General features: G+C 63.4%; 15 protein-coding genes. 5 read left to right on the plus strand and 10 right to left on the minus strand.

All coding sequences use genetic code 11. The features are described 5' to 3' along the window. Positions 1–88: 88 nt before the first annotated feature. The 9 genes from HW932_RS11190 to HW932_RS11230 all read right to left on the minus strand — a co-directional run bounded on the left by HW932_RS11190 (position 89) and on the right by HW932_RS11230 (position 6,702). Positions 89–367 carry a UPF0175 family protein gene (locus HW932_RS11190; protein ID WP_176976572.1) on the minus strand — a complete coding sequence of 93 codons (279 nt, stop codon included), beginning with the start codon at positions 365–367 and terminating at the stop codon, positions 89–91. A gap of 84 nt (positions 368–451) precedes the next feature. Further along, positions 452–673, minus strand: a complete 222-nt coding sequence (locus tag HW932_RS11195; RefSeq protein ID WP_176976573.1) for a pilus assembly protein HicB — start codon at positions 671–673, stop codon at positions 452–454. Further along, positions 670–873: a type II toxin-antitoxin system HicA family toxin gene (locus HW932_RS11200; protein WP_176976574.1), complete on the minus strand. Its 204-nt coding sequence runs from the start codon at positions 871–873 to the stop codon at positions 670–672. The genes HW932_RS11195 and HW932_RS11200 overlap by 4 nt, the downstream gene beginning before the upstream one ends. Positions 874–1,128: 255 nt before the next feature. Then, the gene (locus HW932_RS11205; protein WP_176976575.1) at positions 1,129–1,344 is read right to left on the minus strand and encodes a hypothetical protein; all 216 of its coding nucleotides are present in this window, start codon (positions 1,342–1,344) and stop codon (positions 1,129–1,131) included. Between the two features lie 95 nt (positions 1,345–1,439). Next, positions 1,440–2,204: a hypothetical protein gene (locus tag HW932_RS11210; protein ID WP_222932317.1), complete on the minus strand. Its 765-nt coding sequence runs from the start codon at positions 2,202–2,204 to the stop codon at positions 1,440–1,442. A 241-nt stretch (positions 2,205–2,445) separates the two neighbouring features. Beyond that, positions 2,446–4,599 (minus strand): ATP-dependent DNA helicase RecG, encoded by a 2,154-nt coding sequence (gene recG, locus HW932_RS11215; RefSeq protein WP_176976576.1) that lies wholly within the window; start codon positions 4,597–4,599, stop codon positions 2,446–2,448. Next, on the minus strand, positions 4,592–5,173 hold the full coding sequence (locus HW932_RS11220) for a Uma2 family endonuclease (protein WP_176976577.1): 582 nt from the start codon (positions 5,171–5,173) through the stop codon (positions 4,592–4,594). Before HW932_RS11220 ends, recG begins: the two co-directional genes overlap by 8 nt. Before the next feature lie 56 nt (positions 5,174–5,229). Further along, positions 5,230–6,306: a lytic murein transglycosylase B gene (mltB, locus tag HW932_RS11225; protein ID WP_176976578.1), complete on the minus strand. Its 1,077-nt coding sequence runs from the start codon at positions 6,304–6,306 to the stop codon at positions 5,230–5,232. Positions 6,307–6,318: 12 nt separating this feature from the next. After that, the gene (locus tag HW932_RS11230) at positions 6,319–6,702 is read right to left on the minus strand and encodes a RidA family protein (protein ID WP_176976579.1); all 384 of its coding nucleotides are present in this window, start codon (positions 6,700–6,702) and stop codon (positions 6,319–6,321) included. Between the two features lie 124 nt (positions 6,703–6,826). Here HW932_RS11230 and HW932_RS11235 point away from each other — a divergent pair, with 124 nt between their 5' ends. The 5 genes from HW932_RS11235 (at position 6,827) to HW932_RS11255 (ending at position 12,822) form a co-directional block, all read left to right on the plus strand. Continuing rightward, positions 6,827–7,708, plus strand: coding sequence for a phosphoribosylaminoimidazolesuccinocarboxamide synthase (locus tag HW932_RS11235; protein WP_176976580.1), 882 nt, complete (start codon positions 6,827–6,829; stop codon positions 7,706–7,708). An 85-nt stretch (positions 7,709–7,793) separates the two neighbouring features. Then, positions 7,794–9,620: a SulP family inorganic anion transporter gene (locus HW932_RS11240; RefSeq protein ID WP_176976581.1), complete on the plus strand. Its 1,827-nt coding sequence runs from the start codon at positions 7,794–7,796 to the stop codon at positions 9,618–9,620. After that, the gene (gene murU, locus HW932_RS11245) at positions 9,617–10,294 is read left to right on the plus strand and encodes an N-acetylmuramate alpha-1-phosphate uridylyltransferase MurU (protein WP_176976582.1); all 678 of its coding nucleotides are present in this window, start codon (positions 9,617–9,619) and stop codon (positions 10,292–10,294) included. The genes HW932_RS11240 and murU overlap by 4 nt, the downstream gene beginning before the upstream one ends. Before the next feature lie 74 nt (positions 10,295–10,368). Continuing rightward, entirely contained in the window at positions 10,369–11,790 is a 1,422-nt protein-coding gene (locus tag HW932_RS11250; RefSeq protein WP_176976583.1) for a glutamate-cysteine ligase family protein, read from the plus strand. Between the two features lie 3 nt (positions 11,791–11,793). Beyond that, positions 11,794–12,822 (plus strand): M14 family metallopeptidase, encoded by a 1,029-nt coding sequence (locus HW932_RS11255; RefSeq protein ID WP_176976584.1) that lies wholly within the window; start codon positions 11,794–11,796, stop codon positions 12,820–12,822. A 23-nt stretch (positions 12,823–12,845) separates the two neighbouring features. Here HW932_RS11255 and lipA read toward each other — a convergent pair whose 3' ends face one another. After that, positions 12,846–13,820: a lipoyl synthase gene (lipA, locus tag HW932_RS11260; RefSeq protein ID WP_176976585.1), complete on the minus strand. Its 975-nt coding sequence runs from the start codon at positions 13,818–13,820 to the stop codon at positions 12,846–12,848. Between the last annotated feature and the right edge of the window lie 7 nt (positions 13,821–13,827).

The following is a 13,827-nucleotide window of genomic DNA, read 5'->3' on the forward strand; positions in this document are numbered from 1 at the left end:
TACCCTTCACCCGCAATTTCGAGCACGGTCGAAACAAGCGCATCGGACAGATAGAGGTCGGAGGTGGAGAGCCGTTGCACATAGGGCTTCACGACTTCGATGAGACCTGCGCGTTTGGCACCGACGAAATCAGATACATCTCACGCAGGAGTTCGTCTCGCGAGGTGTCGATGACCGAAATGCGTTCGTTCTTGCAGGCGGTGATGAATGCATAGAGATCCAAGTCGGCTAGTTCGGCGGCCTTGGCTAGAGAGACGCGACTCTCTTTAAAGAGGGTCAGGGCGTAGGCCAGACGCATCTCTTTGGCTACGGCTTGCTCAGTTTGCATTCCGACGAAATCATTGGGAAGGTTGATGGCGATTTTCATTTTTGCCTCCACTCAAGCGTCTTGATCTCTCAAGACCGCCGCTGTATGAGCCTTGCGGGAATCCTGAATCTTTGGGCAGCTATGCTATGCCACTTCGCGCATAGGGCGAACCTGTGGTGGCGGCAGGGGTCGGCCTTCAGCGTTGAAGTGGCGGATCACGTCCTCAACGACGGCGCACAACTCTCCATAAAGCGCAACGGGATCATCGCCATGGATTCCGGTGATAAGGTCCGGGCATCTACCGATATAGACCTGGTCTTCCTCGCTCCAATCCACCCATTTGTGATATTTGTCGAATTCTTTCATTTGCCCACCATTTCAATAGCTTGCGCTACATCTCTTTCTTGATATCGCTTCGCGTCATCGCCGGAATGTCCGCTTACCGTCACGACGCTGGGATAATTTGGGTGAACGAATTTTCGATGCGACCCTTTTCCAGCTCCAACTATTTCTGTAAAGCCGGCGCATTTCAGATTTTTGAGCAAGTCGCGAATTTTCTGTGGCACTGCATTTGCAATCCTGTTTACCGTAATTGCCTAATGCGATGATAAGCCGAGCTGGTTGAGCGAGAGTGAAACCGGCTTCGGGCGAAATAAATCGTTAGGCGAATAACGTGGTCCGTCCCTGTTTCCCCTTGGACGCCTGTCGACCTCGGCAGCACTCCAAGCACAACCGCCACCGCCCATGCGATACCGAGCAGGAGCAGGAAGCCGCATCCAAAATGGGCCAAAGCCAACCACCGCTGAACTCGCGTCATCTCGTCAATTCGCGATTAATGTGGTACGTCCCTGTTTCCCCTCAAGCACGACATTGCCTTTGTATATATAGGCGGCGTGATAACTCTCGACGGGTGGATCTGCCTTCTTAAAACTGCTGATCAGCCTGTCGCTGACCATTCCGGTGGAGAAACTGGAGAGCGCAAAAAGCACAGAACAGAACAACCAGATGGGCACGAAATACTTGAGAATTTTTTTCATCTTTTCCTCAAGCCTAACGTCCAAGCTCAGGGGCGCTGCGCGGCTTTATCGCGCAGCGTCCCTTGGAGCGCAGTGTTGGGCGGCATGAGAATCCTCTACACTTCACGGTCGGCGGTATTTTTTGGCCCCTGCCACAGTGCATCGGTTTGTTGCGGGCCTTGCACGAACAGCATCTCGATCAAGCTCATGGGGTCTTTGCCTTTACCCTCAGCCCGGTGTGTGCGGTAGTTAAAATCCAGATCAATCTTGGACTGTAGGTCGCTGGCGTAATCATTGGGATATTGCGCTTGCTCGATTGCCGGTAGTTCGTTGAAATAATCAAGGACTGACTTGAAAAAATTGGTCATTTTCCCCGTCCGGTTGTATTCATCCATGGCTTGGGCGCAGACCTTTTCTCGCCATGCTTCATCTCGGTCGTAGGCTTCGCTCCAAGCTGCGCGACGCTCGTTGATTGTATATGCCCTACTATCGTCATAGATAATGATCGACAGTTGGTCATTCGATAGGCTGGCGAAGGGGTTTTTTTCGCTGCCGCCGTTACTATTTCTATTTACAAATTCGGTTGCCTGCTTGGCTCTGGCTAATAGCTCTGGATCGCTAGTATTTGGGATTTCACGGTCGTGCTTTTCCTTGTTGGCTTGGTAGGAATCCCCAGATATTTGACTCAGAAGATTTTTTGCCTTGTTGCCCAGTTCTGAACGAGTGAGTGTCTTATCACGTTCCGCAGCGCGACTGGCGCTGTCCGCCAGTTGACGGGCCAGAGTGGAAATCGTCTGTGTGCTGCTACTTTCTGTGCGTGACTCACTTTTATTTTCCGAGGTGCCAGAAGCCCCCGTCATTGAAGCAGCCTTGTAAGCCATTGCGCCGCTTGTTTGGTGTGCGGAATACGAGCTAATCGAGCTAATCATCACTGTTCCCCTTCGTGGGCCGAAAAGTTGTATCTGAGTGGAGTTCGGGCGCTTCCGGTGTATGGCCGTGACGCCCAACAGTGTATTTAGGCAGCGGACGGACACTTCGGTGCTAAACTGACTGCAATCTAGCTCAAGACTAGCTGGCCATTCGTCATCAAGCCAAACCCCCTCGTGTATATAAAAAGACTTCTCAAACCCCACCATAATGCGCCCGCTCCCCCAGCCACCGATCAATCAACGGCGTAACGAGTTCAGGATACCCCACCAGCAACCGATCCGCCGCCCGCTGCGCCTCGGCAATCAATGGCTGATCCCGCAACGGATCGGCAATCCGGAATTGAATACTCCCCGTCTGGCGCGTCCCCAACACCTCACCCGCCCCTCGAATCGCCAAATCACGCTCGGCGATTTCAAACCCACTGCTCGAATCACGAATGATCCCCAACCGCTCACGCGCAATCGCCGACAGCGGCGCGTGATAGAGCAGCAGACAATGACTCTCCACCGACCCACGCCCAACCCGCCCGCGTAATTGATGCAACTGCGCCAACCCCAACCGCTCCGGATTTTCAATAATCATCAAACTGGCATTCGGCACATCCACCCCGACCTCGATCACCGTCGTCGCCACCAGCAGATCCAGCGCCCCGGACGCAAACGCCCCCATCACCGCATCGCGTTCCTGGCTCTTGAGCCGACCATGCACCAGCCCGACCCGCAACCCCTCCAGACACTCGCTCAACTGACGCGCCGTATCCTCCGCCGCCTGACACTCCAGCACCTCCGACTCCTCGATCAGCGTACAGACCCAATACGCCTGCCGCCCCGCCAGACACGCCTGACGCACCCGCTCGATGACCTCATCGCGCCGCGTATCCGGCACCGCGCGCGTGACGATCGGCGTGCGACCGGGCGGCAGCCCGTCGATCACCGACAGATCCAGATCGGCATAGAGCGTCATCGCCATCGAGCGCGGAATCGGCGTCGCGGTCATGATGAGCTGATGCGGCGCCCCGTCCTCGCCCCCGCCCTTCTCCCGCAGTTTCAACCGCTGATGGACGCCGAAACGATGCTGCTCGTCGATGATGACCAGCCCCAGATCCTGAAAGGCCACGTCGTCCTGCAACAGCGCATGGGTGCCGACCACGATCGGCGCCGTGCCCGAGGCGATCGCCGCCAGCCGTTCATCGCGCTCGCGCCCCTTGTGCCGCCCGGCCAGCCACACGGGTTCGAGCCCGAGCGCACCGAGCCAGCCGCTCAGACTGCGATGATGCTGCTCGGCCAACAGCTCGGTCGGCGCCATGAGCGCGGCCTGACAGCCCGACTCCAGCGCCTGGAGCGCGGCCAGCGCCGCCACCACCGTCTTGCCCGCACCCACGTCGCCCTGGAGCAGCCGCTGCATCGGCCGTGACTGCGCCAGATCGGCCGCGATCTCGGCCACCACCCGCTCCTGCGACGCGGTGAGCCGGAACGGCAGACTGGCCCGCAAACGCTCGCGCAAGCCGCCGTCACCGCCCAGCACCGGCGCCGAGACGCGCCGCTGTTCCAGCCGCATCCGGCGCAGACTCACCTGATGCGCGACCAGTTCTTCGAAGGCCAGCCGGGCGAAGGCCGGATGCCGGCCCTCGGTCAGATCCTGGAGCGGCGTGCCGACCGGCGGACGGTGCAGAAAAGCCAACGCCTCGGTCAGCGTCGGCAGCTTCATGGATTCGAGGATTTCGGGCGGCAGCAGTTCGGCCGGCCCAGTGCGCTCCATGAGCGCCAGCGCCTGATCGGTCAGACCGCGCCAGCTCGTTTGCTGAAGCCCCTCGGTCGAGGGATAGATGGGGGTGAGACAGGCGGCGATCGGCTCATCGGCCTCGGGGCGCAGGAGACGGTATTCGGGATGCACCATCTCCAGCGACTGCGGCCCCTGGCGCACCTCGCCATAGCAGCGCACCCGCTCGCCGGGCTTGAGCGCGGCGGCCTGCTGGGGAGAGAAATAGAAGAAGCGCAGCAGCAGTCCGGCGCCGAGCGCGTCCCCGACCCAGACCTTGAGCGAACGCCGCCGCCCCAGGCCGATGCCGGATTCGAGGATCTCACCCTCGACCCAGGTCTCGACCCCGACCTCGATCTCGGTGAGCGGCGTCAGCCGGGTGCGATCCTGATAGCGCAGCGGCAGATGGAACAGCAGATCCTGGACCGTGCGGATACCGAGCCGTTCGAGCCGCTCGGCGATCTTCGGCCCGACCCGATCGAGCGTGCGCGCCGGAATCCGGTCCAGCCCACGATCCGACGACCGCCCGGCCTCCGGCGCCAAGGCGGCCGGATCGGACACGCCGTCGCTGACGCCGGCGTCAGGCATCGCGTCGTCTGTCCGGTGCCAGGACATCTTCATAGATCACATCCAGCGGCACCTCGTGATCGAGACAGTCGAGCCGCACCGCCCCTTCGGTGAGCACGTCCAGCGCCCAGCCCTGGGCGCGGCGATAGACCTCGACACGGCGCTGATGCTGATCGACGAGCAGATACTCCATCAGACTCGGGAGCGTCTGATAGGCGAGCAGCTTCTCGCGCCGATCGATGCGCGCCGTGGACTCCGACAGCACCTCGACCAGCAGACAGGGACGGGTGCAGTAATAGGTCTCGCGGTCGTCCGGGTCGCAGGCCAGGATCAGATCGGGGTAATAGAAGATGTCCTGCTCGGCGATCTTGAGCCTTACCTTCAGGTCGTTGGCGAAGAGCTGGCAGGGTGTCCCGCGCAGCAGCGGGCGCAGGTACGCATAGAGATTGCCGACGATGAGCACATGCTGACGGCTGGCGCCACTCATGGCGTACAGCTCGCCGTCGATGTACTCATGCCGGATGTCGGCGCCGTCCTCACCGGCCAGGTAGTCCTCGACACTCAGACGCGATGCATGGGCAAGCTGTTGAGACATGGCAGACGCTCTCCGAGGTTAGACAGATTTGGCGCACCAGACACCCACAGCCGCAATCACCAGGTCGAGCTGACGCGCGTCCCATCCGGAGCGCCCTTGCGCGAACGGATCGCCTGGGCGAGCTGGTGCACGGCCATGGCGTAGTAGGTGCTGTGATTGTAGCGTGTAATGACGTAGAAGTTCTTGAGTCCCAGCCAGTATTCATAACCGCCCTGGGCGTCGAGTTCGAGCAGACTGACCGTTCCGGTCCGGCCGAGCGCGCGCGTGGGCGTGATGCCGCGACTGGCGAGCTCGTTCAATCCATAGCTGGTCTTGAAGCCGGTCTTCATCGCGCGCGCACTCGATGCCGACTGGACCTGAGCCGGCACCGCCACCGGCTCGCCCGGTTGCCAGCCGTGGTGGCGGAAATAGTTGGCCACGCTGCCGATGGCGTCGGCCGGATTCCAGAGGTCGCGATGGCCGTCGCCATCGTGATCGACCGCATGATCGCGGAAGCTCGACGGCATGAACTGCCCCAGCCCCATGGCGCCGGCGAAGGAACCGCGCGGTGCGAAGGGATCGATGTTCTCCTCGCGCGCCATGATCAGGAAGTTCTCCAGTTCGCTGGTGAAATACTCGGCGCGACGCGGATAGGCGAAGGAGAGCGTGGCCAGGGCGTCGATGATGCGCGTCTTGCCGGTGAAGCCGCCGTAGCGGGTCTCCACGCCGATGATGGCGACGATGTATTCGGGCGGAACGCCATAGTGCGCGGAGGCACGCGCGAGCGCCGTTTCGTTGCGACGCCAGAAGGCGACGCCATTGTTGATGGAGTCCTCGCCGAGGAACTTGGCCCGATAGCGTGTCCAGGCGCCGTTCGGACCTGTGCTCTTGCTTGGCGCCTGACGGTCCATCAGATCGATGATGGATTGCTGACGCCGCGCACCTGAGAGAATGGCCGCCGTGCGGTCGGGCGAATAACCGTGCTGGCGCATACGCTCAACGAAGGCGTCGACACCGGGCGCTCCGGCGAAGTCGCCGCTGACACCAAAGGACGCCGGTCTGGCGTCATAGGCCGAAGGTCCGCGCGTCGGCGAGGTGCCGCAGCCGACAAGCGGAAGAATCAGTAACACGGGCAGAAGTCGAGTGAGTTGCATGATGGACTGACCTCACTCCAGAACCAGGATGGCATCCATCTCGACGGCGGCCCCCTTGGGCAAGGCCGCCACACCGATGGCGGCACGCGCCGGATAGGGTTCGTGGAAATACTCGGCCATGATCTGATTGACCAGGACGAAGTCGTTGAGGTCGGTGAGAAAGACATTGAGCTTGACGATATCGCTCAGATCGCCGCCGGCCGCCTGCGCCACGGCGCGCAGATTGTCGAAGACGCGCCGGATCTGGGCGCTCATGTCGCCCTCGATCAGCTCCATGGTCTCGGGCGCCAGCGGAATCTGACCCGACAGATAGACGGTCCGGTCGACGCGGACCGCCTGTGAATAGGTGCCGATGGCGCGCGGCGCCTGATCGGTACGGATGATCTGTTTGCTCATAGTCTCAGTCTCTCCAGTATTGTCAGGACGCGAACTGCCGTCGCCGGCCGCGACGGCAGTTGTTGGGCGCTGCATCGCCATGGCGGTTTATAATCGCAGTCTTATCGATTCCGGATCAACCGCCATGCCCGCTCTCTATCAATCCAATCTACCCCATCTCGAACTGATCGCGCGCGGCAAGGTCCGCGATCTCTATCGTATCGATGACGATCATCTGCTGGTCGTGGCCAGCGACCGACTGTCGGCCTTCGACGTGGTGCTGCCCGATCCCATCCCCGGCAAGGGTGAAGTGCTGGCGCGGTTGTCGCGCTTCTGGTTCGGGCGCACGGCCGACATCATTCCCAATCATCTCACCGACATTCCGGTGTCCGCCGTGGTGACGGACCCGCCGGCGCTGGCCGAACTCGGCGACCGCGCCATGGTGGTGCGCCGCTTCAAGCCGCTGCCGGTCGAGGCCATCGTGCGCGGCTATCTGATCGGCTCGGGCTGGAAGGACTATCAGGCCACGGGTTCGGTCTGCGGCATCGCCCTGCCCCCTGGTCTGCGTCAGGCCGACCGGCTGCCCGAGCCCATCTTCACGCCGTCGACCAAGGCCGAGTTGGGCGCACACGACGAGAACGTCGACTTCGCGCACACGGTCGGATTGATCGGCCGCGAGCTGGCCGAACGGGTGCGCGATGCCAGTCTGGCCATCTATACGCGCTGTGCGGCCTATGCACTGGAGCGCGGTCTCATCATCGCCGACACCAAGTTCGAGTTCGGCCTCGACGACGACGGTCGGCTGTATCTGATCGACGAGGCGCTGACCCCGGATTCGTCGCGCTTCTGGCCCGCCGACGACTACCAGCCGGGCATGAGTCCGCCGAGCTTCGACAAGCAGTTCGTGCGCGACTATCTGGAGACGCTCGACTGGGACAAGACTCCGCCCGGTCCCACGCTGCCCCCGGAGATCATCGAACGCACAGCCGCCAAATACCGCGAGGCCGAAGAACGGCTGACAGCCTGAGACCCGCCAACCTTCTAAAAGGAGCACGGCGCCATCGCTGTCCGGCGCCCGGCTCCACTCACCCAAGTCGTACCCCCAATCAACCATGAACCGACTCCAGTCGCTCTTCCAGACGCTGCGGACGCAACATCCGCTGACGACCGGCAAACAAGCCATCCACGCGATCGATTGGTCCTGGACTACACCGCACAAAGTCTGGCTGCCGCAGGTGACGGGGCGCGATGTGCGCGCCGATCTCATCGCCGCCCTCACCGGCGCCATCGTGGTGCTGCCGCAGGGCGTGGCCTTCGCCACCATCGCCGGGATGCCGCCCGAATACGGTCTCTATGCGGGCATGGTGCCGGCGATCATCGCCGCCTGGTTCGGTTCATCGCGTCATCTGGTCTCGGGACCGACCACGGCGGCCTCGGTGGTGCTGTTCTCGGCGCTCTCGACCATGGCCGTTCCCGGAACGCCGGATTACGTCACGCTGGCCCTGACCCTGACCTTCATGGTCGGTGTGATCGAACTGACGCTGGGCTTCGCGCGCATGGGGGCGCTGGTCAACTTCATCTCGCACTCGGTGGTGGTGGGCTTCACGGCCGGCGCGGCGGTGCTGATCGCCGCCAAGCAGCTCAAGCACTTCTTCGGCGTCGAGATGGACAGCGGGGGTCATCTGCACGACATCCTGTTCGAGTTCTTCGGGCATGTGCTGGAGATCAACCCCAGCGCGACCCTGGTGGCGCTGGCGACCCTGGGTCTGGGCATCGCCTGCAAACGCTGGCTGCCGCGCATTCCGTACATGATCGTCGCCATGCTCGGCGGCAGTCTGCTGGCGCTGGGCCTGGATACCTGGTTTGGGGCCGAGGCGACCGGCATCGCCACCGTGGGTGCGCTGCCCGCGACGCTGCCGCCGCTCTCAGCTCCCTCGCTGACCCTGGAACACATTCGCGAGCTGGCGCCGGTCGCGCTGGCCGTGACCCTGTTCGCCCTGACCGAGGCGGTCTCCATCGCCCGTTCGCTCGCCGCGCGGGGCGGCTATCGCATCGACGGCAATCAGGAGTTCATCGGCCAGGGGCTGTCCAACATCGCCGGCTCCTTCTTCTCCGGCTATGTGGCCACCGGCTCGTTCAACCGCAGCGGCGTCAACTACGAGGCCGGCGCGCGCACACCGCTGGCCTCGATCTTCGCCGCCTTCATGCTGATGGCCATCGTGCTGCTGGTCGCGCCCTATGCGAGCTATCTGCCCAAAGCCGCTATGGCCGGGGTGTTGTTCCTGGTCGCCTGGGGGCTGATCGACTTCAAGGAGATCCGCCATATCCTGCATTCGTCCGGGCGCGAGACTGGCGTGCTGGCCGTCACGTTCTTCTCGGCGCTGTTCCTGGATCTGGAGTTCGCGATCTTCGCCGGCGTGCTGCTGTCGCTGGTGCTCTATCTGGATCGCACCTCCAAACCACGCATCGTCAGCATGGCGCCCGATCCGCGTCTGCCCAAGCACGCCTTTTCGAGTAATCCCGACGTCGTCCAATGTCCGCAGTTGCGCTTCGTGCGTATCGACGGCTCGCTGTTCTTCGGCTCGGTGGCCCATGTCGAGCAGTATTTCGATCGACTGCGCGCTGAACATCCCGAGCAGAAGCATCTGGCCCTGATCGCCAACGGCATCAACTTCGTCGATTTGCAGGGCGGTCATGCCCTGGTCGAGGAAGCCACGCGGCGGCGCCGGGACGGCGGCGGGATGTATCTGATCAACGTCAAGCAGGGCCTGTGGGAGTCGCTGGAGCAATGCGGCTGTCTGGAGGCCACGGGCGGGCGTAATGTCTTCCAGTCGAAGACGGCGGCGGTGCGGGCGATCTATCAGAAGCTCGACAAGACGGTGTGCGCGACCTGTGACAAGCGCATCTTCCAGGAGTGCAACGAGGCCAAGCCGGCATGAAGGCGATGATCCTGGCCGCCGGTCGCGGCGAGCGGATGCGTCCGCTCACCGACCACACGCCCAAGCCGCTGCTGGTCGCGGGCGGCAAACCGCTGATCCGGCATCACATCGAGCGGCTGGCGGCGGCGGGTATCCGCGAGCTGGTCATCAACCATGCGCATCTGGGCGCGCAGATCGAAGCGGCGCTGGGGGATGGCTCGGCGTTTGGAGTCGAGATCCGTTATTCGCCCGAGGAACAGGCGCTGGAGACCGGCGGCGGCATCTTCCGCGCTCTGCCGCTGCTCGGTCCCGAACCCTTCCTGGTCGTCAACGGCGATGTCTGGACGGATGTCGATCTCGCCGGACTCGCGATCGATGCCGGAGATCTGGCGCATCTGGTGCTGGTCGACAACCCACCCCACCATCCCGAGGGCGACTTCACGCTGGTCGACGGGCGCGTCCGGAGCGAGGGAGGGCCGCGCCTGACTTTCAGCGGCATCGGTCTTTATCGGCCCGAGCTGTTCGACGGGCAGAGGGCGGGCGCTTTTCCGCTCGCGCCGCTGCTCCGTCAGGCAATGGCCAACGGTCGTGTCAGTGGTCGACGCCATGACGGACACTGGTTCGACATCGGGACGCCCGAACGACTGGCCGCACTCGACGACTGGCTGAGTGCTGGTCGTACCCAGGCAGGCTAGACAAGCCGCGAGGACTACAAGCCTCGAAGTCCTCTGCCATACTCAGGACGAGTTCAAGTCGCTGAGGTCAGAGCATGGGGCAGGATATCGCGTCTTCGCGCTTCACCGAGCAGGATTTCGCTGAGTTCTCCAGGCGAGTCCGTGACGAGACTCGCATTCTGGAACAGTGGTTTGCCGAAGGCCGGCTGGATGATGGCGAACCCAGCGCCGGATTCGAGCTCGAAGCCTGGCTGGTCGACGCGGCCGGACATCCCGCCCCGCGCATCGAATCCGTGCTGGCGACACTGGACGATCCGTCGGTCGTCCCCGAACTGGCCACCTTCAATATCGAGTTCAACGGCGCGGCGGCACACTTGCGCGGCTCGGCGCTCTCGACGCTGGCCCAGGATCTGCGCGCGACGCTCGAACGCACGACGCAGGCCGCCGGACGCCACGACTGCCGTCTGGGCTTGATAGGCATCCTGCCCACGGTCCGGCCCGAGGATCTCAGGCTCGACTTCATGACGCCGCGCGAGCGTTATCGCGCCCTCAACGAGCAGGTCTTCGCCCAGCGTCACGGACATCCGCTCCGGCTGCGGATCGAAGGACGCGAACGCATCGACCTGGAATGGTGCGACGTCATGCTGGAGTCGGCGGCGACCTCGTTTCAGATCCATATCCGGATCGGCGCTCAGGAATCGGCCCGCGTCTACAACGCCGCCAAGCTGATCAGCGGTCCACTGGTGGCCATTGGCGCCAACTCGCCCTATCTCTTCGGCCGCGATCTCTGGGACGAGACCCGCATTCCGCTGTTCGAGCAGGCCGTCTCGGTCGGCGGCCCCATCCTGCAGGAGCGCGTCGGCTTCGGCTTCCGCTATGCACGGCACTCGCTCCTGGAGACCTTTCAGTCCAATCGCGACGACTATCCGGTGCTGCTCCCGCACTTGATGGACGAACCGCCCGAGCGTCTGGCCCATCTGCGGTTGCACAACGGCACTATCTGGCGCTGGAATCGTCCCCTGATCGGCTTCGAGCCGGATGGCCGACCGCATCTGCGGCTCGAACATCGGACGCTGCCCTCGGGACCGTCGGTCGCGGATCTCATCGCCAATGCCGCGCTCTATCTGGGGCTGATCGCGCATCTGAGCCGCGAGCAGCCGTCACCCGAATCCAGGCTGGCGTTCGCGCACACCAAGCGGAATTTCTATGCCTGCGCCCGCGAAGGGCTGTCGGCCGACATCGGCTGGCTGGATGGTCGCACGCATCCAGTGACCCAGGTGCTCGCCGAAGCGCTGATCCCGCGCGCGCGGCAGGGTTTGAGCGATCTGGGTCTCGATCCGCCCGAGATCGACCACTGGCTCGGCCTCATCGAGCGGCGTCTGGCGACCGGACGCACGGGTACGCGCTGGCAACGCGATTGGGTCCGGCGGCATGGTCCGGATATGATGGGATTGACTCAGGCCTATCTCGAACAGCAGACACACGGTCGGCCTGTGCATGAATGGAGCCTTGATTGAACCATGCTACGCGAACTCGACTCACTGCCCGACGGACTCCTGGAGACCGACAGCCGACGACTCGCCGAACGGCTCGGCGCGCCGACGCTCATCCATCTGCCCGGTGCGCGGGGACCGGCGCTCTTCGTCTCGGTGCTGCTGCACGGCAACGAGACCGTGGGCTGGGAGGCCGTGCGCGCGCTCCTGCGTGAACGGCTCGAACGCTTCGGCGAACTCAGGCTCCCGCGCGCGCTGAGTCTGTTCATCGGCAACGTCAGCGCCGCCGCCGGCGGGGTACGCCGTCTGCCCGGCCAGCCGGACTACAACCGGGTCTGGCCAGGGTCCGAAGATCCCGAGACGCTCGAACATCGGCTCATGCGCCAGGTCGTCGACATCATGGCCCGGCGCGGCCTCTTCGCCAGCCTGGATCTGCACAACAACACCGGCCTCAATCCGCACTATGCCTGCGTCAACCGGCTCGACGAACGCTTTCTGCATCTGGCCCGGCTCTTCGGTCGCACCGTGGTCTATTTCATCCGCCCCACGGGCGTGCAGTCCATGGCCATGGCCGAGCTGGCGCCGGCCGTCACCCTGGAATGCGGCAAGGTCGGCGAACAGGCCGGGATCGAGCACGCGCGCGAGTTCGTCGAGGCCGTGCTGCATCTGAGCGAGATTCCGGCGCATCCGCTTCCGGCGCGCGAGGTCGACCTCTTCCATACCGTGGCTCAGATCCGGATTCCGGAGACGGTCAGTTTCGGTTTCGATCCGCGCGACGTCGATCTGTGGCTGGATCCGGAGCTGGAGCGGATGAACTTTCGCGAGCTGCCGATCGGAACGCCCCTCGCGCGGGTTCGCCCAGGCGCCGAGACGGCGCTGGACGTGATCGATGAACTCGGACGTGACGTCGGCGCGCGCTATTTTCGGCTGGAAGATGGCGAATGGCGTCTGCGGCGCTGCCTCATGCCGTCCATGCTCACCCGCGACGAGACCGTGATCCGCCAGGACTGTCTGTGCTATCTGATGGAGCGCTATCAGCTGCAGGCGATTGCTTGAGCACCTCGCCGAAGCCGGATGATTCAGCGCACCAGATCGCCGGCCTGCCGGTCGGCGTGATAGGACGAGCGCACCATGGCGCCGCTGGCCACATTGGAGAATCCCATGTCCTCACCGGCCCGGCGCAGGGCGTCGAACTCGTCCGGCGTCCAGTAGCGGCGCACCGGCAGATGATCGCGCGAGGGCTGGAGATACTGCCCGAGCGTGAGCATGTCACAGTCGTGGGCGCGCAGATCGCGCATGAGGTCGAGCACCTCGTCCTGGGTCTCGCCGAGTCCGAGCATGATCCCGGACTTGGTCGGAACCGAAGGATGACGGGCTTTGAACGCCTGGAGCAGTGTCAGAGAACCGGCGTAATCGGCCCCCGGACGCGCCTCGCGATAGAGACGCGGGACGGTTTCGAGATTGTGATTGAAGACGTCCGGCACGGCGTCGCCTTCGAACTGATCGAGCGCCACCGACTCGCGGCCGCGAAAATCCGGCACCAGACATTCGAGCCGGGTATCGGGATTGCGCGCACGAATGGCGCGCAGACAGTCGGCGAAGTGCCCCGCCCCGCCATCGCGCAGATCGTCGCGATCGACCGAGGTGATGACCACATAGCGCAATCCCAGGAGCGCGATCGATTCGGCCAGATGCGCCGGCTCGTCCGGATCGGGCGGCTGGGGACGACCATGGGCCACGTCACAGAATGGACAGCGACGGGTGCAGACATCACCCAGGATCATGAAGGTCGCCGTGCCATGCGCAAAGCACTCGCCCAGATTCGGGCACTGGGCCTCCTCGCAGACGGTAGCCAGCTTGCTCTCGCGCAGCAGCTTCTTGATCCGCGCGACGCCCGGCCCGACCGGCGCGCGTGCGCGAATCCAGCTCGGCTTGCGCAGCACAGGAGCGTTGGTCTCGACCTTGATCGGAATGCGCGCGAGCTTGTCCTGGCCGCGCTGGTGGGTATCGGGTGTGGCGCGCGAAGGCGCGTTCAGAGTATCCGGCGTTGACATGGCGTCC

Source organism: Allochromatium humboldtianum (assembly GCF_013385175.1).
Classification (GTDB): domain Bacteria; phylum Pseudomonadota; class Gammaproteobacteria; order Chromatiales; family Chromatiaceae; genus Thermochromatium; species Thermochromatium humboldtianum.

Bases quoted from the DNA above. Each gene is read 5' to 3' on its own strand.
- mltB (WP_176976578.1), bottom strand. From the start codon at position 6,306: ATGCAACTCACTCGACTTCTGCCCGTGTTACTGATTCTTCCGCTTGTC.
- HW932_RS11205 (WP_176976575.1), bottom strand. From the start codon at position 1,344: ATGAAAAAAATTCTCAAGTATTTCGTGCCCATCTGGTTGTTCTGTTCT.
- HW932_RS11210 (WP_222932317.1), bottom strand. From the start codon at position 2,204: ATGGCTTACAAGGCTGCTTCAATGACGGGGGCTTCTGGCACCTCGGAA.
- HW932_RS11250 (WP_176976583.1), top strand. From the start codon at position 10,369: ATGGGGCAGGATATCGCGTCTTCGCGCTTCACCGAGCAGGATTTCGCT.
- HW932_RS11235 (WP_176976580.1), top strand. From the start codon at position 6,827: ATGCCCGCTCTCTATCAATCCAATCTACCCCATCTCGAACTGATCGCG.
- murU (WP_176976582.1), top strand. From the start codon at position 9,617: ATGAAGGCGATGATCCTGGCCGCCGGTCGCGGCGAGCGGATGCGTCCG.
- HW932_RS11195 (WP_176976573.1), bottom strand. From the start codon at position 673: ATGAAAGAATTCGACAAATATCACAAATGGGTGGATTGGAGCGAGGAA.
- HW932_RS11240 (WP_176976581.1), top strand. From the start codon at position 7,794: ATGAACCGACTCCAGTCGCTCTTCCAGACGCTGCGGACGCAACATCCG.
- lipA (WP_176976585.1), bottom strand. From the start codon at position 13,820: ATGTCAACGCCGGATACTCTGAACGCGCCTTCGCGCGCCACACCCGAT.
- HW932_RS11190 (WP_176976572.1), bottom strand. From the start codon at position 367: ATGAAAATCGCCATCAACCTTCCCAATGATTTCGTCGGAATGCAAACT.
- HW932_RS11230 (WP_176976579.1), bottom strand. From the start codon at position 6,702: ATGAGCAAACAGATCATCCGTACCGATCAGGCGCCGCGCGCCATCGGC.
- HW932_RS11255 (WP_176976584.1), top strand. From the start codon at position 11,794: ATGCTACGCGAACTCGACTCACTGCCCGACGGACTCCTGGAGACCGAC.
- HW932_RS11220 (WP_176976577.1), bottom strand. From the start codon at position 5,173: ATGTCTCAACAGCTTGCCCATGCATCGCGTCTGAGTGTCGAGGACTAC.
- recG (WP_176976576.1), bottom strand. From the start codon at position 4,599: ATGCCTGACGCCGGCGTCAGCGACGGCGTGTCCGATCCGGCCGCCTTG.